20 protein-coding genes and 1 riboswitch are annotated in these 23,031 nt (G+C 35.7%); of the genes, 18 read left to right on the top strand and 2 right to left on the bottom strand.

What is annotated here, in order from left to right:
* Positions 1-193 precede the first annotated feature (193 nt).
* The 4 genes from DS031_RS07040 (at position 194) to DS031_RS07025 (ending at position 3,139) form a co-directional block, all read left to right on the top strand.
* The gene (locus tag DS031_RS07040) at positions 194-607 is read left to right on the top strand and encodes a hypothetical protein (RefSeq protein WP_113805223.1); all 414 of its coding nucleotides are present in this window, start codon (positions 194-196) and stop codon (positions 605-607) included.
* A gap of 81 nt (positions 608-688) precedes the next feature.
* On the top strand, positions 689-1,396 hold the full coding sequence (locus DS031_RS07035) for a metallophosphoesterase (RefSeq protein ID WP_113805309.1): 708 nt from the start codon (positions 689-691) through the stop codon (positions 1,394-1,396).
* Between the two features lie 93 nt (positions 1,397-1,489).
* Entirely contained in the window at positions 1,490-2,398 is a 909-nt protein-coding gene (locus tag DS031_RS07030; protein WP_113805222.1) for a MerR family transcriptional regulator, read from the top strand.
* Positions 2,399-2,536: 138 nt separating this feature from the next.
* The gene (locus DS031_RS07025) at positions 2,537-3,139 is read left to right on the top strand and encodes a genetic competence negative regulator (protein WP_113805221.1); all 603 of its coding nucleotides are present in this window, start codon (positions 2,537-2,539) and stop codon (positions 3,137-3,139) included.
* 86 nt (positions 3,140-3,225) lie between these two features.
* Here the strand turns inward: DS031_RS07025 and DS031_RS07020 are convergent, their stop codons facing one another.
* On the bottom strand, positions 3,226-3,948 hold the full coding sequence (locus tag DS031_RS07020; RefSeq protein ID WP_113805220.1) for a PIG-L deacetylase family protein: 723 nt from the start codon (positions 3,946-3,948) through the stop codon (positions 3,226-3,228).
* A 246-nt stretch (positions 3,949-4,194) separates the two neighbouring features.
* On the opposite strand from DS031_RS07020, the gene DS031_RS07015 reads away from it, so the two are divergent.
* The 3 genes from DS031_RS07015 to DS031_RS07005 all read left to right on the top strand — a co-directional run bounded on the left by DS031_RS07015 (position 4,195) and on the right by DS031_RS07005 (position 7,709).
* On the top strand, positions 4,195-5,112 hold the full coding sequence (locus DS031_RS07015) for a D-alanine--D-alanine ligase (protein ID WP_113805308.1): 918 nt from the start codon (positions 4,195-4,197) through the stop codon (positions 5,110-5,112).
* Between the two features lie 232 nt (positions 5,113-5,344).
* On the top strand, positions 5,345-6,622 hold the full coding sequence (locus DS031_RS07010) for a Glu/Leu/Phe/Val family dehydrogenase (protein ID WP_113805219.1): 1,278 nt from the start codon (positions 5,345-5,347) through the stop codon (positions 6,620-6,622).
* A gap of 100 nt (positions 6,623-6,722) precedes the next feature.
* Positions 6,723-7,709, top strand: a complete 987-nt coding sequence (locus tag DS031_RS07005; RefSeq protein ID WP_113805218.1) for a YpdA family putative bacillithiol disulfide reductase — start codon at positions 6,723-6,725, stop codon at positions 7,707-7,709.
* A gap of 151 nt (positions 7,710-7,860) precedes the next feature.
* Here the strand turns inward: DS031_RS07005 and DS031_RS07000 are convergent, their stop codons facing one another.
* Positions 7,861-8,328 (bottom strand): YopX family protein, encoded by a 468-nt coding sequence (locus tag DS031_RS07000; RefSeq protein WP_181833056.1) that lies wholly within the window; start codon positions 8,326-8,328, stop codon positions 7,861-7,863.
* Between the two features lie 281 nt (positions 8,329-8,609).
* On the opposite strand from DS031_RS07000, the gene prsW reads away from it, so the two are divergent.
* From prsW to rpsA, 11 genes are all read left to right on the top strand, one after another.
* A complete protein-coding gene (gene prsW / locus DS031_RS06995) occupies positions 8,610-9,302 on the top strand; it encodes a glutamic-type intramembrane protease PrsW (protein WP_113805216.1) in 693 nt (230 codons plus the stop codon).
* A 317-nt stretch (positions 9,303-9,619) separates the two neighbouring features.
* Positions 9,620-9,737, top strand: a riboswitch (SAM riboswitch).
* A gap of 120 nt (positions 9,738-9,857) precedes the next feature.
* Positions 9,858-10,970, top strand: coding sequence for a methionine biosynthesis PLP-dependent protein (locus tag DS031_RS06990; protein WP_113805215.1), 1,113 nt, complete (start codon positions 9,858-9,860; stop codon positions 10,968-10,970).
* 1 nt (position 10,971) lies between these two features.
* The gene (metC, locus tag DS031_RS06985) at positions 10,972-12,150 is read left to right on the top strand and encodes a cystathionine beta-lyase (protein WP_113805214.1); all 1,179 of its coding nucleotides are present in this window, start codon (positions 10,972-10,974) and stop codon (positions 12,148-12,150) included.
* Positions 12,151-12,164: 14 nt separating this feature from the next.
* The gene (locus DS031_RS06980) at positions 12,165-14,009 is read left to right on the top strand and encodes a bifunctional homocysteine S-methyltransferase/methylenetetrahydrofolate reductase (RefSeq protein ID WP_113805213.1); all 1,845 of its coding nucleotides are present in this window, start codon (positions 12,165-12,167) and stop codon (positions 14,007-14,009) included.
* 27 nt (positions 14,010-14,036) lie between these two features.
* Entirely contained in the window at positions 14,037-17,465 is a 3,429-nt protein-coding gene (gene metH, locus DS031_RS06975; protein WP_113805212.1) for a methionine synthase, read from the top strand.
* A 164-nt stretch (positions 17,466-17,629) separates the two neighbouring features.
* On the top strand, positions 17,630-18,565 hold the full coding sequence (gene sleB / locus DS031_RS06970; protein ID WP_113805211.1) for a spore cortex-lytic enzyme: 936 nt from the start codon (positions 17,630-17,632) through the stop codon (positions 18,563-18,565).
* Between the two features lie 14 nt (positions 18,566-18,579).
* On the top strand, positions 18,580-19,929 hold the full coding sequence (ypeB, locus tag DS031_RS06965; protein WP_113805210.1) for a germination protein YpeB: 1,350 nt from the start codon (positions 18,580-18,582) through the stop codon (positions 19,927-19,929).
* Between the two features lie 110 nt (positions 19,930-20,039).
* A complete protein-coding gene (locus DS031_RS06960; protein ID WP_113805209.1) occupies positions 20,040-20,231 on the top strand; it encodes a DUF5359 family protein in 192 nt (63 codons plus the stop codon).
* A gap of 191 nt (positions 20,232-20,422) precedes the next feature.
* Positions 20,423-21,094: a (d)CMP kinase gene (cmk, locus tag DS031_RS06955; protein ID WP_113805208.1), complete on the top strand. Its 672-nt coding sequence runs from the start codon at positions 20,423-20,425 to the stop codon at positions 21,092-21,094.
* Between the two features lie 3 nt (positions 21,095-21,097).
* Positions 21,098-21,682, top strand: a complete 585-nt coding sequence (locus DS031_RS06950; RefSeq protein ID WP_113805207.1) for a lysophospholipid acyltransferase family protein — start codon at positions 21,098-21,100, stop codon at positions 21,680-21,682.
* Between the two features lie 196 nt (positions 21,683-21,878).
* Positions 21,879-23,024: a 30S ribosomal protein S1 gene (gene rpsA / locus DS031_RS06945; protein ID WP_113805206.1), complete on the top strand. Its 1,146-nt coding sequence runs from the start codon at positions 21,879-21,881 to the stop codon at positions 23,022-23,024.
* Positions 23,025-23,031: the final 7 nt, after the last annotated feature.

Here is a 23,031-nt window from a genome sequence, read left to right as displayed (position 1 = left end):
AGAATTTACAATAGTAAATTTACAGAATTTTCGTTCATTTTTAATTTAACAATAAATGTTGGATTAGAACTTCTAGAAAATGACTACTTAGATAAAACATTCATATTATAATATAGATTTGCTATACAGGTTGACAAGCGACACATAGACGAATTGATTTTTTAAGCAAATATTTGGAAGGGAGAGACATGTAGTGAAAACATTGCTGCGTTTATTAATAGCATTATGCAGTTTATTTATTAGTAGTGAACAATTTCATTCATTACTGCTCTCTGATACGTCAACACTGTTTATGCAGATAATCTTTGAACCAGTTGATCTCTTAATTATAGGTTTTGGTTTTTTGATCGGTATGATATTATGTGCGGCAACTTGGAAAAAAGTTGTACATTACTTTAAAAGTATGATAAAAGATAAAAAGAATAAACTTCTTTTTATACTTATAGAAGTGTTTTGTTTAGTTGGTATTTATCTTTATATAATAAGTATAGAATTTTGGTTTGGTGCTTTAGTATTGCTGCTTTCAGCTTTATACGGAATTTCAACAGGAATAACAACCTCTTATTCCGAACACCATAAACCATTGCAAAGAAGCAAACATCATTAATATAAAGATGAAACAGGAGGAGAACATATTTTGTTTTTTTTATTCATACTAGGATTTGCTGCAGTTGGGATACTCATTATCATGTGGATAGAGGCCCATTTAAACAATGTTAATGAAACAATAATATATTTACAAGACTTTCCGAAAGGATTTGAAAATACAACAATTTTTTTTATTTCTGATGTTCATAGGCGAAAAATACATGACAACATTCTTTCTAAAATTAGAGGAAGAGCAGACTTTATCGTAATTGGAGGGGACCTAGCTGAAAAGGGAGTTCCTTATAGTCGTATTGAACAAAATATAAAAAAATTAACGAAGATAGCTCCTGTTTATTTTGTTTGGGGAAATAATGATTATGAGGTGGATTATCATAAATTAGATGCGATGTTATTAGATTGTGGAGTGAAAATATTAGATAATACGGCAGTATCTTTTGAAAGTGATAATGAACTATTAAATTTATTAGGAGTTGATGATCCTACAGGACAACGAGATAATTTAGATTTAGCTCTTCAAGATAGCGGAAATGGTTTTCGGATTTTAATTAGTCATAATCCTAGTATTGTAAACAAAATCACAAGTCTTCATAAAATAGGTCTTGTTATAAGCGGTCATACTCATGGCGGCCAAATTAGGATATGGAAATGGGGTCTGGAAGAAAAAGGGGGAGTTAAATACTGTAAGCAAACTACTTTGTTTGTCAGTAATGGATATGGTACAACGATGCTTCCTTTAAGGTTAGGTGTTCCGGCTGAAACAAATTTATTAACATTAAAATCGAAATGATTTTTCATAGTAGAAAATAAAGCCTATTTAAAATTTATCTAACAATAAGTTTGATTTATAATGTTAGTAAACAAATAGTATGGGGGTTCAGTAATGACACCTGCTGAAGGGAAATATAATATTAAAGCAGTTTCAAAAATGCTCGGTATTCAACCAGGGACATTAAGAGCTTGGGAAAGGCGATATAACTTTATGTCTCCGGTACGTAATGTTTCAGGACATCGTCTTTATACAGAGCAGCAAGTTCAAAAATTAAAATGGTTACTTGATAAAATAAATCAAGGTTTTACAATCAGTCAAGCTATTGAACTGTTAGAAAATCATAAAACTGAAACATTTATAGAAGAAAACAATCAACAAGATCGTGCATATGAACTATCACAACATTTAGTTCATGCTCTTTTAAGGTTTGATGAACAAGAAGCCCATCAATTATTAAGTCAAGCGTTTACGTTATACAGCATTGAAAAAGTAACAATTGATATATTAGGAAGTCTATTGGTACAGGTAGGAGACATGTGGGAAAAAGGGCAAATTACAACGGCCCATGAACATTTTACATCAGCATTCCTGCGTTCAAGGATTGGTATGATCTTTCATACACTTCCCGTTAATAGCTATTTGCCTACAGCAGTAGCTGTATGCTGTCCTGATGAATCTCATGAACTTGGGCTGCTTATTTTTACCCTTTATCTTAGAAGAAGAGGGTTTAAAGTTGTGTATTTAGGGACAGGAATTCCAGAAGAAGATGTGGAAATGGTCATAGAAGAATTAAAACCTGCTTTTCTCTTTTTGTCATGCAGCTTAACTGAGAATCTCCAAGGCGCATTAAAGTTTATTGAAGGGCTTCAAAAGCGAAAAGATTTAGCTGTTGGAATTGGTGGGCCAGCTTGCGATCAATTATCTGATCAGCAATATCAAAAAATTCAGTCCTATTTAGTAGGAAGCACAAAAGAAAAATGGGATAATTGGATCGATTATCACCTATCTAATGATGTGTAAGATCAAGCTTTTTAACTTGTCTGTTTATTGACAAGCATTGTAAACTAATCAGTAATTCTTTCGAAAAGCACCAATCAAGCAGGGGGAACATACAATAAAGCACATAGTTTTGGAGTTTGATGGCAAGGGGGGGATTTCATGCGTCTAGAGCGTTTAACATATAATAAAATAAAAGTCTTTCTTACATTTGATGATTTAAATGAGAGAGGGATTACAAAGGAAGAACTTTGGCAAGATGTTCCGAAAGTTCAGCAGCTTTTTCGTGAAATGATGCTTGAAGCTGATGATGAGTTAGGGTTTAAAGCAGATGGTCCAATTGCTGTAGAAGTCTTTGCACTGCCCGCTCAAGGAATGATTGTTATTGTAACAAAAGAAAGCACAGAATGTGACTTTGCTGAAGAATATGAGGATGATTTTATTGAAATGCAGGTTACTCTAGATGAAAGTGATGAAATTTTTTATACATTTTCCTCATTTGAAGATGTTATTTCATTATCCCAACGCCTCTATATTGTAGAATTAACGGGTGGCAGGTTATTTTCTTATGAAGACCGCTTTTATTTGGAATTTTCAGAAGAAGATTTGAAAGATATTTCAATCGATCAAGTTATAGCACTATTGGCTGAATTCGGAAGTCCTTCTACACTTACAAGTCACCGTGTTATTGAATATGGAAAAATACTTATAGGAGAAAATGCAGTAGCAGCACTTCATCATTATTTTTGGGAAAATCGTTCCTAACAGAGGAAACCGCTGAATTGTTAACTCAGCGGTTTTAAATTTGTATTTTTTATTGTTGTTTTCTTCTTTTGTTCATTTAAATTTTGTTAGGAAAACAGCTCATTATTGCTAACAGGTGATGCTCCCCAAGCATGAACAAAATATTCACAGTTATCGAATTTTAAAAAAGGTTGTTTTGAATTTTTAATTGTTGGGAATACACGTTCAACAGAGAGATGTTGTGTTTTGTGTGCAAGCAATGCTTTACGCACTTTTTCAATGTTTTCTTCTTTAATTGATTTTGTTACAGCAATTGTTTCATCAGGATCCGCAAATGCTGGCTGCCCCATTTTTTCTTTCATTGATTCAGGGAATGTTGCATAAAAAAGAGTTTTAACAGCTTTATTTCGCTCATCCTTTACTGCTTCTAACGTAGCTTGTTGGATAGCATGATGGTCTTTGTGACCAGATAAGCCATGAGGTGGAAACGTTACAACAATCTCAGGCTGGTATTTTTCTATAACTTTAAGCACAGCTTCTTTTAATTGGTCTTTGGATAGCATAGAAAGGTGACCATCTCTATATGTATCGAAAAGAAGATGATCAACACCTAAAATAGCGGCTGCTGTTTTTAACTCTTCTTTTCGGACAAGTGCTAATTCTTCTTTAGAACAAACAGGTGGATTGCCACATTTTCCTGCGTCTCCTAATGTGGCACTGTATACAATGGTTTCAATATCAGGGTGTTTAGCATATTCAGCTAATGTTCCCCCTACAGTAAAGGTTTCATCATCAGGATGAGCAAACGTAAATAAAATTCGTTTTGTCATAGTTAATCCCTCAATTTTGTTATGATTTGTTCATAGTATAGCTGATTTTTATAAAAGATGCACAAAATTTGTATAATTCATGATTTAGCTTCAACTTAAACAAGAATGTTCATAGTTAAAGTTTAAGTTATATATCATAAAGAAATCTAATTTATGGTATGATAAGTTTGTTCTATATTCCCATCTTTTCTTTCAAAGAATATACTATGGGTACATAACTATAATGCCTAGGAGTGAATGGCGATTATGAAAGTTGCAGTATTATATGGTGGAACTTCCGCTGAGCGTGAAGTTTCTTTATCAAGTGGAAAAGGAATTATCAATGCTCTCCGAAGTAAAGGATACGATGTAACGGGAATTGATTTTAACCCAAATGATTTAGGGAAAGTTGTTAATTTAGAAGCTGATCTCGTATTTATCGGTCTTCATGGTCGATTTGGAGAAGATGGTAGAGTACAGGGAATTCTAGATGTATTAGGAATTCCGTATGTAGGCTCAGGAGTGTTAGGATCGGCTCTTGCAATGGATAAAGCAAAATCCAAAAAAATGTTTTGTACAGCAGGTATTCGTGTTGCTAAAGATAAAGTTCTGCATAAACATTCTTATAATCGGGAAACCGTGGAATTAAATATTTCTTATCCAATTGTAGTGAAGCCAAACAGTGAAGGTTCTACAATTGGACTTACAATTGCTCACAGCGAAGAAGAAGCTTATCAAGGTATTGAGGAAGCATTTCGTTTTGATGAGGTCGTCTTAGTGGAAGAGTTTATTAGCGGAAAAGAAGTAACAGTGGCGGTAATGGGTGAAAAAGATAATGTCAACGCACTTCCAGTTGTCGAAATCATCCCGAAAAATTCTTATTATGATTATGAATCAAAATATGCTGCAGGGGGAAGCGAACATATTGTCCCAGCTAGGCTTGAAGAGAAAATAACAGCTTCTCTTCAAACGAATGCTGTTCTTGCACATAAGGCGCTGGGGTGTGAAGTATATTCACGTGTTGATTTTATTGTTCCTCATGATGGAAGCGAACCAGTAATTTTAGAAGTAAATACACTACCAGGTATGACACCGACAAGTTTATTTCCGGATGCAGCAAAAGCCGTTGGTATTTCTTATGAAGAGATGATTGATCAATTGGTGAAGCTTTCTTTAAAAAAATAAGCGGTTATAAAAGAAGTAATAAACCGTATGTTAATTTTTTAGTTGACATACGGTTATTTTTTTATTATCTTGTGTAGGAAGTAGTTTTTTAAATTTTTTTGAATACTTAATTTGGAAACGCTTACAACTAGTAAAAAGTTGTGGTTACACCTTCAAAATTCAGGCACAAACATGTATACTAAAGCTGAATACTAATAACCATAATTTGTTATGTTAATAGGAGGTAAATTAGATGGTAGCCGATAACGCACCAGAAAATACACAAGGGGCGAAAGCGCCGAATGTTTTAGAATCAACACAATCTGTTATCCAAGAAGCACTTGAAAAATTAGGATATCCAAATGAAGTATTTGAGTTATTAAGAGAACCATTACGAATGATGACTGTTCGTATTCCAATACGTATGGATGATGGCTCAATAAAAATATTTACTGGCTACCGTGCCCAACACAATGATGCTGTAGGACCAACTAAAGGGGGAGTGCGCTTTCACCCAAATGTAACAGAAACAGAAGTAAAAGCATTATCGATATGGATGAGCTTAAAAGCAGGAATTGTTGATTTACCATATGGTGGTGGTAAAGGTGGAATTATTTGCGACCCACGCGAAATGTCATTTCGCGAATTAGAAAGGCTAAGTCGTGGATATGTTCGCGCCATTAGTCAAATTGTAGGTCCGACAAAAGATATTCCAGCTCCAGATGTTTTTACCAACTCACAAATTATGGCGTGGATGATGGACGAATATAGTAGAATTCGAGAGTTTGATTCTCCTGGATTTATTACAGGAAAACCCTTAGTGTTAGGTGGTTCTCATGGACGAGAATCAGCAACAGCTAAAGGGGTAACAATTTGCATTCGCGAAGCAGCAAATAAAAAAGGTGTTAACATTCAAGGGGCTCGTGTTGTTATCCAAGGTTTTGGTAATGCTGGAAGCTTCTTAGCGAAGTTTTTACATGATGCAGGTGCAAAAATTATTGGCATTTCAGATGCATATGGTGCTCTTCATGACCCTGAAGGTTTGGATATAGACTACTTATTAGACCGTCGTGACAGCTTTGGGACGGTAACAAAATTATTTAAAGAGACGATTACAAATGCTGAATTATTAGAATTGGATTGTGATATTCTAGTTCCTGCTGCGATTGAAAATCAAATTACAGCTAACAATGCTCATAATATTAAAGCTTCTATTGTAGTAGAAGCAGCAAATGGGCCAACGACAAATGAGGCGACGAAAATCTTAACAGATCGAGGTATTTTGCTTGTACCAGATGTTTTGGCAAGTGCTGGTGGAGTGACGGTTTCTTATTTTGAATGGGTGCAAAACAATCAAGGTTACTATTGGACAGAAGAAGAAGTTGAAGAAAAGCTTGATAAAATTATGGTAAATGCCTTTGAAAGTATTTATCATACTGCTGAGAGTCGTCGAATTGACATGCGTTTATCAGCTTATATGGTTGGTGTCCGAAAAATGGCAGAAGCATCTCGTTTTAGAGGTTGGATTTAACTATTTGCAACACTTGAAAAAATCCCCTATCATATTCTTGATAGCGGGATTTTTTTGTTTTTATATAAATATATTATTAGTTGGTTGGGAGTGACAAGGAATGAAAGAAGATGTAATTATTATTGGGGGAGGCCCTTGCGGATTATCGGCTGCCATTGAGTGTCAAAAAAGGGGTTTATCAACTTTGGTACTTGAAAAAGGGAACATTGTTGATGCGATTTATCGTTATCCAACACATCAACAATTTTTTAGCAGCAGTGAAAAGTTAGAGATAGGAGAGGTGCCTTTCATTATTGAAGAGCGAAAACCAAAGCGTAATCAAGCACTTTCCTATTACCGAGAAGTAGTAAAACGTAAAAAAGTACGTGTTCATGCCTTTGAAAAAGTAACAAATGTACAAAAATTAGAGGAAGGGTTATTTTCCATCCAAGCCACTAAAGTGATGGAGAATACGGAGAAACAATACAGTGCAAAATATGTTATTGTGGCAACCGGTTATTATGATAGCCCTAATTACATGAGTGTGCCTGGTGAAAATCTTAAGAAAGTTTTTCACTATTTTAAAGAAGCTCATCCGTTTTTTGATAAAGATGTTGTTGTGATTGGTGGCAAAAATTCAGCAGTGGATGCAGCACTTGAACTTGAAAAAGCTGGGGCATATGTCACAGTGTTATATCGTGGTTCTGATTATTCAACAAGTGTAAAACCATGGATTCTGCCAGAGTTTGAATCATTAGTAAACCATGGAAAAGTAATCATGGAATTTAATGCTGAAGTAAAGAAAATAGCTGAAGATAAAGTTATATATATAGTCAATGGTAAGGAAAGAGAAATTAAAAATGATTTTGTTTTTGCCATGACTGGTTATCATCCAGATCATTCTTTTTTGAAAAAAATGGGTGTTGTCACGGATGAACAATCAGGGCGTCCTCTTTTTAATACAGAAACAATGGAGACAAATCAAAAAGATATTTTTATTGCCGGTGTGATCGCCGCAGGAAATAATGCAAATGAAATTTTTATTGAGAATGGACGTTTTCATGGCGAATTAATAGCTGAAGAGATTTCAAAGCGTGAAAATTTTTAATTGTACAGTTAAGAAAAACTCATGGACGAAAGTTAAAAACGAACCATGAGTTTTTTACAAATAATTTAATAATTAAAATATTCAGTAAATAAAAAGGGGATTATTACAATTAAACCTCTTTTGAAATGAAAACAGAAAAAATAATTACTAATTAAGTGAGTGAAAGTTCTTTTAAAATATGATCAGCTTGTCCATGCATTAATTCAGGGGTTGTATGTATATTTCCAATAACCTCAATATTACTTATTTCTTTGAAAGTGCAGATGCTCTTGTTGTTTAGGGAATAAATAATAAATTCGGTTTTGAAATTTATTGTTTGATAAACGACAATGCCGATTTCTTCTTCATCTAATTCCACGTAATTTTCATTGTTAGTTTGAGAAGTGTTTTGATAACCATCCCAATTTGGAATATACATTTGTTTATTTCCTTTTATAATATCTCCTTCATAAATTTCATTTCCTTTATAATCATTTAGGCCAATATACTGCATTTTTATAAAACTACGATCCTGCCAAATATCATTAGCAATATCAGAATTTGTAATATTTTCAATCATTGCGGGAGTACCACCATATGTTCCTTTTGTATCCCATACTTTAAATTTATTTATTTTCATCACCATGCCTCCTTTAAGCAACATTGTTGTAAGCGATTAATAAGATATTTTTATTGTAACATATAATAGCAATTATTAACTATAGATACTTTGCATGGAATGACAGATTTTTTAAAAAATTTTCACCTTTGCATAGCAAATGTGAAAAAATCTTCCGTTATTCCAAAAAAACCTCTAACCTTCAGATGGTTTCAGACAGATTTTTAATAGATTTTTATTAATATTTTAATAATGTTCTTAACATGATACGATAAGAAAAAAGAGTGGAAATGGGGAGTGCCATGTTTGTTCTTATTTCTGCGGGCATTGCACCAGGAATTGCCTTACTCTCGTATTTTTATTTAAGAGATCAGTATGAAGCAGAACCGATTGGGATGGTTATTCGCAGCTTTATTTTTGGGGCATTACTAGTGTTTCCAGTAATGGTTATTCAATATGCTTTTATTGAAGAAGGTCTTATTGTCACCGCTTTTTCTGAGGCGTTTTTACTATCAGGGTTATTAGAGGAATTTTTAAAATGGTTTATTCTCTTTTATACAGTCTATCAACATGCACATTTTAATGAGCATTATGATGGTATTGTATATGCAGTGGCCACATCGCTTGGGTTTGCCTCTATTGAAAATATTTTTTATTTATTAGCGAGTGGTATTGATGATGCGATTGGTCGGGCACTGCTGCCAGTATCAAGTCATGCTCTTTACGGGGTAGTGATGGGATATTACTTTGGGAGAGGAAAGTTTATTGAAAATAAAAGCAAAGTGAAATTTCTCATATTCTCCTTAATCGTGCCTGTATTGCTGCATGGCACATATGATTATATTTTAATTAAAATTACTCAAAAATGGTTTTATGTGATGATCCCTTTTATGATTTTTTTATGGTGGCTAGGTCTAAGGAAGGTAAAACTTGCTAACAAGCGACAAACAGAATTATTAATGAAAAATAATCAAATTCCAACCTCAGAACAATGAGTTTTTTTATATGCTATGCTGTTGAGCTCTGTCAATTTTGACTCCAAACAGGTGATAAGAATGTTTCGTACGCAGAAGTCAAAATTACTATCATTGTTTAACAGCTTCTTCGTTATAAAGTTTTCTTGCCCTAAAAAAATGATTTGCAATCGAATATGTAAAGAATGTCTGCTTCATCACTAAGTAAACGTTCTCAGCATTCCGATTATCCGAATATGAGTTATATATTTTATTTAAAGCTATTGAAAAAAGGTTCAAACTATTGTAAAGTAAACAATAATTTAAAACAAAAAATATTTGAAATGTTTTGGTATTAATTCTTATCAAGAGAGGTGGAGGGACCGGCCCGTTGAAACCTCAGCAACCAGCCGCTGGTGGTGGTCAGGTGCTAATTCCTACAGAAGCAAAGCAGTCGTGCTTTTGTAAAGATAAGAAGAGGGAACTCGATAGTGGCTAATCTATCTGCCTTCTTCTTAGTGAAGAGGGCAGTTTTTATTTACATGTTAAGGTGATATAAGAGCAAAAGACTTAAAATATAAAAGGGGATTTGTGAAAATGACGGATAAAAAAATTGAAACACTTCTTGCCCAAATTGGAAATCGAAGTGAAGAACAAACAGGTACAGTAAGTGCACCGGTATACTTTTCAACTGCATATCGTCACCGCGGCATTGGCGAATCAACAGGTTTTGACTATACCAGAACAGCAAATCCAACTAGAAAATTGTTAGAGGAAGCGATTGCCGTTTTAGAAAAAGGTGATCAAGGATTTGCCTGTAGTTCTGGGATGGCAGCCATCCAAACAATTTTTACATTATTTAATAAAGGCGATCACATTATTGTCTCGCGTGATTTATATGGGGGCACTTATCGTTTGTTTGAGGACAGCTGGAGAAAATGGGGATTAAAGTTTGATTACTTTGACGGGGAAGATCAGGAACTTATTAATAAAATTCAAGATAATACGGTTGCGGTGTTTATTGAAACACCAACAAATCCATTAATGAATGAAGTCAATATCAAGGCAATTTCGTCTATTACAAAAGAGTACAATTTACTGTTTATCGTCGATAACACCTTCTATACACCACTGTTGCAGCAGCCAATTAAAGACGGTGCAGATGTTGTAATTCACAGCGCTACAAAATATTTAGGCGGTCATAATGATGTGCTTGCTGGTTTAATTGTTACAAAAGGAAAAGACTTATCTGAAAAAGTTGCAAAATATCATAATACGATTGGCGCAACACTAGGACCGTTAGATTCATGGCTGCTTATGAGGGGGATGAAAACATTATCCTTACGAATGAAGCAGCATGAAAGCAATGCTCAAGCACTTGCCTCTTATTTAAGAGAACATGAAGCTGTTACAGACGTTTTGTATCCAGGACGCGGAGGTATGATGTCATTTCGTGTACAAGATGAAAAAATGGTAGATCCATTTTTACGTTCGCTTGAGACGATTACATTTGCGGAAAGTCTTGGCGGAGTTGAGAGTTTTATCACATACCCTGCAACACAAACCCATAGTGAAATTCCAGTAGAGGTTCGAACAGTGAATGGTGTCTGTAATCGCCTGCTCCGCTTTTCTGTTGGAATCGAACATCTTGATGATTTAAAAACCGATCTAAATCAAGCACTTGAGAACGCTCAAAAAGGGGGACAATAAAGTGACAGACCATAACTTTAGCTTTCAAACAAAATTGCTTCATAATGATTATAAATTTGATAAAGAAACAGGAGCCGTAAGTGTACCTATTCAGCATGCTTCTACTTTTCATCAGCAAAATTTAGATGAATTTGGTCCATTTGATTACGGTCGTTCTGGAAACCCAACACGTCAAGCGTTAGAGCAGACGATTGCTGAATTAGAAGGTGGTCGATTTGGATTTGCTTTCTCTTCAGGAATGGCGGCTATTTCTACCGCTTTCTTGACACTTTCTCAAGGCGATCATGTGCTTGTAAGCAATGATTGTTATGGCGGTACTTATCGAATGGTTACAGAGGTATTAGTGCGCTACGGAATTGAACATACTTTCGTTGACATGACTGATTTACAGGAGGTTGCTTTAAATATTCAGCCAAACACGAAAGTAATTTATATAGAGACACCTTCAAATCCGCTTTTAAAAGTGACAGACATTCAAGGAGTTGTTAAGCTTGCTAAAGCAAATAATTGTCTAACTTTTCTTGATAATACCTTTTTAACTCCAGCTTTACAAAGACCGCTTGAGCTAGGGGTAGATGTTGTACTGCACAGCGCTACAAAGTTTATTGCCGGGCATAGTGATGTGGTCGCTGGTCTTACTGTTGTAAACGATGAAGAATTGGCAAAACAAATAGCCTTTTTACAAAACTCTATTGGTGCTGTATTAGGAGTGCAGGATTGTTGGCTTGTATTAAGAGGGTTGAAAACACTACAAATTAGGATTGAACAGTCTTCAAAGGCCGCCCTTCAATTAGCAGAATGGCTTCAAACGGTACCTGAGGTTGAACAAGTGTTTTACCCAGGATTAAAGTCACATCCAGGCTACCCAATCCAACTAGCTCAGGCAAAAAGTGGTGGAGCTGTTTTATCTTTTCAATTAAAAGATGAAGAAGCGGTTAAACAGTTTGTAAAGCATTTACAAATACCAGTCGTTGCAGTAAGTCTAGGTGCGGTAGAATCTATTTTATCTTATCCTGCTAAAATGTCTCATGCTGCAATGTCTAAAGAAGAACGTCATAAGCGGGGAATTAGTGATGGTTTACTACGATTGTCGCTTGGATTAGAGGATCCTGCTGATTTAATAAATGATTTTAAACAAGCATTCGATAAAAGTAATCTTCGGTTGAAAGTTAAAAAGTAAGGAGGACCTCAAAGATGAGCTTATTAGATAAACTGCGACATTCCATTTTAGTTGGGGACGGAGCGATCGGCACGCTCTTATATTCTTATGGAATTGATCAATGCTTTGAGCATTTAAATCTGACACATGAAAAGGAAATTTATAATATTCATAAAAGCTACATAGAGGCTGGCGCAAATGTAATTCAGACGAATACGTATGGCGCAAACTCTATTAAATTAGCAAGGTATGGTTTAGAAGATGAAGTTGTACAAATTAATAAAAAAGCTGCTCAAATTGCTAAAGCAGCTGCAGAAGATAGAGCTTTTGTCGTGGGAACAATTGGTGGAATTAGAGGAATTCAAAAAAATGCTTATTCCATAACTGAAATTGAGCAAGCATTTAAACAGCAGCTTCTTGCCCTTCTTGGGGAAGAACCGGATGGTATTCTATTAGAAACATACTACGATTTAGAAGAATTAAAAGCTGTCTTAAAAATTGTGAAAAATGAAACGACTATTCCAGTTATCGCTCAAGTTTCGCTTCATGATCCTAGTGTTCTTCAATCAGGAATTTCACTAAAAGAGGCATTACAACAGCTTGCTGATGCCGGTGCAGACGTGGTTGGTGTGAACTGTCGTTTAGGTCCAACTCATATGATTCAAGCTTTAGAGGAAGTGCCTCTTTCTGATGGTGTTTACTTATCAGCTTATCCTAATGCAAGTTTGCCGGATATCGTTGACGGACAATTTACGTATAATTCAGATCCAAATTATTTTGAGCAGGCTGCTGTTCATCTTAAAGAGCAGGGTGTACGATTAATTGGCGGCTGCTGCGGCACAACACCGGAGCATATTAAGGCAATTATCCGTGGATTAAAAGATAGACAACCAGTTCTAAAAAAAGATATTAAGAAAAAGAGTCATCGGTTTGATATTGTAAAAAAAGAACGCACTGAAAAGCCGCTGCATGAAATTGTGCGGGAAAGACCTTCAGTTATCGTAGAGCTTGATCCTCCAAAACAACTAAATATTGATAAGTTTATTGAAGGAACAAAAGCTCTTCATCATGCTGGAGTAGATGCTGTTACAATGGCAGATAACTCGTTAGCTACACCAAGGATTAGTAATATGGCAATGAGTGTACGAATAAAAGAGGCTTCTAAAGCAAGACCGCTTGTTCATATTACATGTCGGGATCGAAACTTAATTGGTCTTCAATCTCACCTGCTTGGGCTCCATACGTTAGGGATTAATGAAGTATTAGCGGTAACAGGAGATCCTACAAAATTAGGTGGTTTCCCAGGTGCAACCTCTGTTTATGATTTATCTTCTTATGACTTAATTCAATTTATTAAGCAGTTAAATGAAGGGGTCTCATTTTCAGGTAAATCACTTGGTGAAAAGACATCTTTCTCAGTTGCTGCAGCGTTTAATCCAAATGTGCGTCATGTGGATCGAGCAGTGAAGAGGCTTGAGAAAAAAATTGAATGTGGTGCTGATTATTTTATGTCTCAGCCGTTGTTTAGTGAAGAGAAAATTATTGAAACATACGAAGCAACAAAGCACTTGTCAACACCAATTTATATAGGAATTATGCCGCTTACAGGTACGCGTAATGCCGAGTTTCTTCATCATGAAGTGCCAGGCATAACGTTAACGGATGAAACGAGAAGAAGAATGGCAGTATGTGATGGCGATCCTACTAAAACCAGAGAAGAGTCCATTGCAATAGCAAAACCATTAATTGATACAGCATTAAAATACTTTAATGGCATTTATTTGATTACACCGTTTATGCGTTATGATTTAACAGTTGAATTAACGAATTATATTCATGAAAAAACAAAGCATAGTAAAGTGAATCAAGTTGTACAATGAGCTGGTTGATAGAAAGGAACGGTTATGATGAGTAAACCAACAATTCAAGAACAGTTTCAAAAGAAAATCCTCGTATTAGACGGTGCGATGGGAACAATGATTCAAGATGCCAATCTTACAGAAGAAGATTTTGGCGGTGAAGAATATGATGGTTGTAATGAATATTTAAATTTAACAGCTCCGGATGTAATTGAAAATATTCATCGAGCCTATTTAGAAGCTGGCGCTGATATTATTGAAACAAATACATTTGGAGCAACCAGTATCGTTTTAGAAGAATATGATCTAGCCGATAAAGCGGTCGAAATAAACGAAGCCGCTGTTAAACTGGCAAGAAATGCGGTTGATCAAATTTCGACAGCTGAATGGCCAAGATATGTAGCAGGTGCAATTGGACCAACAACAAAAGCATTATCTGTCACAGGCGGTACCACTTTTGAGGCGCTTATCGATACGTATTATGAGCAGGCAGTCACTCTTATTAAAGCGGGCGTTGACTTACTATTAATTGAAACAAGTCAGGATTTACGAAATGTAAAAGCAGCATCACTCGGAATCGACAAAGCGTTTAAAGAACTTGGGAAGAAGCTGCCTATTATTATTTCCGGTACAATTGAACCGATGGGAACAACGTTAGCGGGTCAAACAATTGAAGCCTTTTATATTTCTATTGAGCATTTAAATCCGGTAGCTGTTGGATTAAACTGTGCTACCGGTCCAGAATTTATGAGAGATCATATTCGTTCATTAAGTGAACTCGCAACAACGAATGTAAGTTGTTATCCAAATGCGGGACTTCCAGATGAAGAAGGAAATTATCATGAATCTCCACAATCTCTTGCGAAAAAACTTGCAGGATTTGCGGAAGAAGGTTGGTTGAATATGGTTGGCGGGTGCTGCGGCACAACGCCAAATCATATTAAAGAGATCGCAGAGACTGTAAAGCAATATGAACCGAGAAAGTTCGCAGAGAACCATCCGCACGTTGTTTCTGGGATTGATCCTTTAATTTACGATGATTCAATGCGTCCGCTATTTGTCGGAGAACGAACAAACGTTATTGGCTCACGAAAATTCAAACGGTTAATTGCTGACGGGAAATATGAAGAGGCGTCTGAAATTGCAAGAGCACAGGTGAAAAAGGGTGCCCATGTCATTGATGTATGTCTAGCTGATCCGGACCGTGAAGAAATGGAAGATATGGAAGCTTTCCTCAGTTATGTTGTTAATAAAGTAAAAGTTCCGCTTATGATTGATTCAACGGATGAAGACGTTATTGCAAAAGCATTAACTTATTCACAAGGGAAAGCAATTATTAATTCTATTAACTTAGAGGATGGAGAAGAGCGTTTTGAGAAAGTGATTCCGCTTGTTCATCAATTTGGTGCCGCGGTAGTCGTAGGGACAATTGATGAACAAGGAATGGCCGTTACAGCAAAAAGAAAACTTGAAGTTGCGAAACGGTCTTACGATTTGCTGGTTAATAAATATGGCTTAAATCCAAAAGATATTATTTTTGATCCCCTTGTGTTTCCGGTAGGAACAGGTGATGAACAATATATTGGTGCAGCTAAGGAAACGATTGACGGCATTAAGCTTATAAAGGAACATTTACCAGAGTGTTTAACAATTCTAGGTGTAAGTAATGTGTCATTTGGTATCCCACCTGCAGGACGTGAAGTTTTAAATGCTGTTTATTTATATCACTGTACAAAAGCAGGACTTGACTATGCAATCGTAAATACAGAAAAGCTTGAGCGTTATGCTTCGATTCCTGAAAGCGAAAAAGCTCTTTCAGATAAGCTTTTGTATGACACATCAAAAGAAACCCTTGATGAGTTTGTTGCGTTTTATCGTGAGAAAAAAGTTGAGAAAAAAGTCCCGACTACTTCTATGAGCCTTGAAGAAAGAATAGGAAATTATGTGATTGAAGGGTCAAAAGATGGCCTAATTGCCGATTTAGACGAAGCTCTCAAAAAGTATGACAAGCCGTTAGATATTATTAATGGTCCGTTAATGGCTGGAATGGAAGAGGTTGGACGTCTTTTTAATCTTAATGAATTAATTGTAGCGGAAGTTCTTCAAAGTGCAGAAGTTATGAAAGCGGCAGTTGCTCACTTAGAACAATTTATGGAAGCGACTGATGATAAGGGCAAGGGGAAAATTTTACTTGCAACAGTTAAAGGTGATGTCCATGATATTGGGAAAAATTTAGTGGAAATTATCTTAGGAAATAACGGCTTTAATATTGTGAATTTAGGTATTAAAGTTACACCAAGTGAACTGATTGAAGCGTGCCGCAAACATTCCCCAGATGCAATTGGGCTATCAGGACTGCTGGTTAAATCGGCACAGCAAATGGTTTTAACAGCGAAAGATTTAAAAGAAGCTGGCATTGATGTTCCTGTCCTTGTTGGTGGTGCGGCATTAAGTCGAAAGTTTACTCAAAATAAAATTGCTCCCGAATATTCTGGTTTAGTGCTTTATGCAAAGGATGCAATGGATGGTTTAGATATTGCCAATAAGCTTCATAACCCAATAGAAAAGCAAAAAATTATAGAAGTATATAATGAAAAACAGCAGGAGAGAAAAGTGGAAGTAACACCAAAAGCTCCTACAGCTGTTCTTGAAAGGCCGAAAAGATCTACCATTGAAAAAAGAGATGTTTATCAAGCGCCCGATCTAAAAAAACATATTTTAAGGGATTATCCTTTATCCTATTTAAAACCATATATCAATTTGCAAATGTTATTAGGGCGTCATCTTGGGGTGAATGGAAAAATTGATCGTCTTTTAAAAGAAGGAGATGAGAGAACAGTACAGTTAAAGCAGTTAACAGATGAACTGTTCCTTGAAGGCGAGAAAAACAATTTAATTTCCTGTCATGGTATCTACCAATTCTTCCCTGCTAAAGCGGATGGTGATGATGTTCTTATTTTTGATCCTAATGACCAAACGAAACTTATTGAACGATTCTCATTTCCTCGTCAAGATAAAGAGCCGCACTTATGTTTAAGTGATTTTCTGCGTGATGATATAACTGACTATGTAGGCTTTTTCTCAGTAACAGCAGGAAGAGGTATTCGCGAGTATGCAGAACAGCTAAAGCGAGATGGTGAATTCTTAAAAAGTCATGCTCTGCAAGCACTGGCATTAGAACTTGCGGAAGGATTTGCTGAACGCATGCACCAAGTGATGCGTGATCAATGGGGGTTCCCAGATCCAGCAACAATGTCGATGCAGGAACGTTTTTCTGCTAAATATCAAGGAATCCGTGTTTCTTTTGGTTATCCAGCTTGCCCGAATTTAGAAGATCAAGAGAAGTTATTTAAATTGATTAAGCCTGAAGATATTGGGATTCAGCTTACTGATGGTTTTATGATGGAACCAGAGGCATCAGTAACCGCAATGGTATTCGCACATCCACAAGCACGATATTTTAATGTTCAAGTATAAAAAAACAACCTTTACCTAAATCGGGTAAAGGTTGTTTTTTTATTACATACCGAATCACATTAAATTCTTTGGAAACTTTAGCCGGGAATTGAATAAAAAATATGATATTACAAAAAATACATACAACACCAAAGAGAGGGAGATTAGATAGGAGGCAAGAAAGGATGCGCATAAGTATTAAGGTTGTGAAAATATTATTTGTATGTTTAATGCTTATTGTTCCAACGATTTCAACGTTATCATTGCCAAAAGCAGAGGCATTTTCAAATCAAGTTATTCAGCGTGGAGCCACAGGTGATGATGTCATCGAACTTCAAGCGAGATTGCAGTATATCGGTTATTATAAGGGGAAAATTGATGGTGTTTTTGGATGGGGAACGTATTGGGCGGTAAGAAATTATCAAAATGACTTTGGACTTGAGGTCGATGGTTTAGTTGGATCGACAATGAAGCAGAAGCTCTTAAAGTCAACAAAGTATTATCAGGATTGGGTAAGGAATCAGATTTATAAAGGAAATGATTTTACACATTATGGAGGTATGCCGTTAGAGCACCAAACTAAGTCAGGCGGCAATCAAAATCAAGCTCAAAGTCAAAGTGAGGCACAAAATCAACAGCAACCACAAAACCAAGATCAGGCACAAAATCAACAGCAAGCACAAAATCAAGCGAATAATCAGCAGGCAGAACAACCTAAACAAGAGCCTAAAAGTGTACAGCAGGCAAACAATACACCAAAAGGGTTTTCTGAAAATGATATTAAACTAATGGCAAATGCAGTGTATGGTGAATCGAGAGGAGAATCATATGTTGGTCAAATAGCTGTGGCGGCTGTTATTTTAAATCGTGTTGAGAGCGCCTCTTTTCCAAATAATGTTTCAGGTGTTATTTTTGAACCACGTGCTTTTACAGCGGTTGCAGATGGTCAAATCTGGCTAACGCCGAATGAGTCTGCGAGAAAGGCAGTGCTTGACGCAATCAATGGATGGGATCCAACAGGAGGAGCAATCTATTACTTTAATCCGGATACGGCAACATCCGGATGGATTTGGACAAGACCACAAATTAAAAAGATTGGCAAACATATTTTTTGTAAGTAGTGGAGGTGAAGAAGTTGATTCGTTCAATACTAATTGGAATATTAGTAATTGCTGTAGGAGCAACAGCTTATTGGGGGTATGAAGAACATCAAGAAAAAAATGCGATCTTAATTAATGCAGAAAATAATTATCAACGTGCCTTTCATGAATTAACCTATCATATTGACCAACTAGAAGATGAAATTGGTGTCACATTGGCGATGAATTCGCGAAAACAGCTTTCTCCTGCTTTGGCTGAAGTGTGGCGCATTACGTCTCAGGCACATAGTGATGTTGGACAGCTTCCGTTAACATTATTGCCATTTAATAAGACAGAAGAATTTTTAGCACAAATGGGTTCATTTAGCTATCGAACAGCTGTACGAGATTTAGAAAAGAGTCCGTTAACAGATGATGAATACAATACTTTGAAAACCCTATACAGTCGTGCAGGTGAAATAAAAAATGAATTGCGGAAAGTACAATCATTAGTAATTAAAAATAACCTGCGTTGGATGGATGTTGAACTAGCATTAGCAGCTGAAAAAACACCCCAAGATAATACAATTATTGATGGTTTTAAAACAGTAGAAAAAAATGTTGAAGGATATGATGAAGTAAACTGGGGACCAGAAATGACGCAGCAATTAACACATAAGAAAGAAGTATATAAAAAGATTCAAGGTGAAATCATTAGTAAAGAGCAAGCAAAAGAGAAGGCAGAAGCATTTTTTGACCTTTCAAACGATGCTTCTATACAAGTAAATGAAACGGGTGAGAAATCTGAATACGGAGCTTACAGTGTGACTGTAGCAAATCCAAAAGAGAATGCTGAGATTTACATGGATCTTACTAAAAAGGGCGGTATGCCAATATGGATCTTAAACACCCGAGAAGTTGATGAACAGAAAATTAGTTTAAATGAAGCAGCTGAAAAGGCAAAACAATTTCTTGGTAAACATAAGTTTAAGAATTTAACTTTAACTGAAAGTGCACAATATAGTAATGTTGGCGTCTTTTCATTTGTTACTCAAACAGACAATGTATTAATTTATCCAGAGACAATTAAAATTAAAGTGGCACTTGATAACGGCGAAATCACTGGTTTTGAATCATTAGACTATCTTGTATCACAGAAGGATCGCGAAATAAAACAGCCGGCAATTTCAAGAGATGAGGCATTAACAAATGTAAATCCAAAATTAAAAGTGCAGGAAGAGCATATCGCGATCATTGAAAATGACTTAGGAAACGAAGTCCTTTGTTATGAATTTTTAGGAGTTATGAATAATGACACCTATCGAATTTTTATTAATGGAGAAACTGGTGACGAAGAAATGGTTGAAAAATTAAAAGAAGCAGAGCCTAATTATGAGTCATTTTAATAGAGAAAAAAGCGTGGGAAAAGCCTTATTTAAGGCTTTTCCCACGCTTACAATATTAGGAAATATCGGTTCGATCAATAGCACGAAAATAGGAAAAGGACTGAAAAGAAATGAACAGAAAGCCATTATCAGTTGTAGAAAGGTTACTTGTGAAACTCATTATTATTCAATTTATTTGTTTAGTTTTTTCACAATGTTTGCTTAAACAAGAGGAATTAACAGGCTATTTAAATAAAACAATTGTCTATGAAGGAGTAAGCGGACAAGAGCTTATAAATATAGTTGAAACATTAGACCAATAACTTCGAATGTGATATCATAAATGATAAGTTAATAGAACATATATCATGTAGGTTTTCTGTTTTCTAAAAGTCATATAATCTTAAGATTGTATACAATTCCATACATATCATTTAAAACAGAAATGGTTTATGTCTTGGGCTGAATGTTTCGTTTTAATTAGAAAATAGGCATGTAAGTAGTAGGAGGAATTATGAGCAAGAAAATTAATATTGCATTAGATGGACCAGCAGGCGCAGGGAAAAGTACTGTAGCTAAAAAAGTAGCAGAAGAACTCTCTTATTTATACATCGATACAGGTGCAATGTATCGAGCATTAACGTATAAAGCATTACAGCAAAACATTGAACTAGAAGATGGAGAAGCGTTAAAAAGACTTTTAGATCACACTACAATCGAATTAAAGAAACTTCACCATACTCAGTGTGTATACCTTGACCATGAAGATGTAACAGAAAGTATTCGTTCTATTGAAGTAACAAATAATGTTTCTTTTACAGCAAAACATAGTGAAGTGCGCCAAGAAATGGTAAAACGTCAACAGCACCTTGCTGAAAGTGGCGGTGTTGTGATGGACGGGCGAGATGTTGGAACGCATGTTCTTCCAAATGCCGAGGTGAAAATTTTCCTTGTAGCTTCTGTTGAAGAAAGAGCAAAAAGGCGCTTTGAAGAACTAAATGGGAAAAATATCCAAACTGAATTTGAACAGTTGAAAAAAGAAATAGAATTAAGGGATCAACGTGATTCAGAGCGGTTAATTGCTCCGCTAAAGAAAGCAGCTGACGCGATTGAAATTGATTCAACATCATTATCAATTAATGAGGTTGTGAATCAAATTTTAACAATCGTGAAAGAGAGGTCTTGATTTGTGAACGTCTTGTATGAAATAGGTAAAGGGCTCTTTTATTTTTACTTTAAATTATTCAATCGCTTAGAAATCAGAGGTCTTGAAAATTTCCCGGAAGATAAAAGTGTCTTGCTTTGCAGTAACCATATTAGCAATTTAGATCCTCCTTTAGTTGGTTCAGCTTCACCACGAATGGTACACTTTATGGCAAAAGAAGAATTGTTTAAAAATCCAATTGCCAAGGGTATTTTAAACGGTGTAGGTGCTTTTCCAATCAAGCGAGGCATGAGTGATAAACAAGCAATTAGAAAAGCGATGACTCTTTTAAAAAGTGATAAAGTGGTTGGGCTGTTTCCTGAAGGTACACGAAGCAAAACAAGAAAATTAGGAAAAGGGTTAACAGGGGCAGGCTTTTTTGCACTGCGTTCTAATTCACATATACTGCCATGTGCAATTACAGGCTCTTATAAGCCGTTTAATAAAATTATTGTTACTTTCGGCAAGCCAATTGAATTTTCTAGTTTACGAGAGGAAAAGGCCTCTGCAAAGGAAGCGACAGAAAAGATTATGGAAGCAATTGATCAATTGTTAAGTGAGAACAGCTAGTAATAAAACAACATCTTTATATTTGACAAATAACCATGGATGTTTAACGCTAAAAAAAGAGCACGATGTTCTATTTTAAAAGTAAACGGAAATCATTTTGAGTTTTAGGGTTAAAATTCTTTCGCATAAGTGAAAGATTTTTTATAAAAAAAGTCGAATGTTCCATGTTTTGTGGATCGAAGGAGGTAATTTGTCAATGGTTGAAGAGATGAACAATGAAATGACTGAATTTAAGTCAGTGGAAACAGGTGACATTGTTAAAGGAAAAGTTACTAAAGTGGAAGAAAAACATGCCCTGCTCGATGTAGGTTATAAAATTGATGGAATTCTTCCAATTAGTGAGCTTTCAAGCTTACACATTGAAAAGGTAAGTGACCTTCTTAATGAAGGTGATGAATTAGAATTAAAGGTTATTAAAAGTTCTGAAGATGAGTTAGTACTTTCAAAACGAGCGGTAGATGCTGAAAAAGCGTGGGGAGAACTTGAAGAAAAATATAATAATAAAAACACTTTTGAAGTAGAAGTTGCTGATATTGTAAAAGGTGGACTTGTTGTTGATTTAGGTGTTCGAGGGTTCATTCCAGCATCACTCGTTGAAAGACATTATGTGGAAGATTTTAGCGAATATAAAGGAAAACGCTTAACAGTAAAAATTGTTGAGTTTGATCGTGAAAATAATAAGGTTATTTTATCTCATCGTGCTGTTCTAGATGAACAAGTAGAACGTAAAAAGCAAGATACATTATCTGGTATTAAAGTTGGCGATGTGATTACAGGTACTGTCCAACGTTTAACGGATTTTGGGGCTTTTGTAGATTTAGGAGGAATTGATGGGCTTGTTCATATTTCGCAGCTCGCACATCATCGCGTAGAAACTCCTTCAGAAGTTGTGAGTGAAGGACAAGAGGTTCAGGTGAAAGTACTTGGGGTGGACCGTGATAATGAACGAATTTCTCTTTCTATTAAAGATACATTACCTGGCCCATGGGAAAGTGTAAACGTTCAAGCTGGAGCTGTTGTTGAAGGTACTGTAAAACGTTTAGTATCATTTGGTGCATTTGTTGAAATCGCACCTGGGGTTGAAGGGCTTGTTCATATTTCCGAAATTTCAAGACGCCATATTGGAACACCACAAGAAGTATTAGAAGAAGGTCAAACAGTAAAAGCAAAAGTACTAGATGTAAATTTAGCTGAAAAGCGTATTTCACTAAGCTTGAAAGAGTTTGAAGAAACTGAAGAACCAGAACCAGAAACAAAAGAGCACTATCAAAGTGATTCTGAAACAACGACTGGCTTTTCTTTAGGCGATATGATTGGAGATCAATTGAAAAAATATAAATAAGATAAAT

The organism is Bacillus taeanensis (genome assembly GCF_003318295.1).
Lineage (GTDB): Bacteria > Bacillota > Bacilli > Bacillales > UBA6769 > Maribacillus > Maribacillus taeanensis.
The sequence above is the reverse complement of the archived record's forward strand: the minus strand, read 5'-3'. Positions and strand labels throughout refer to the sequence as shown.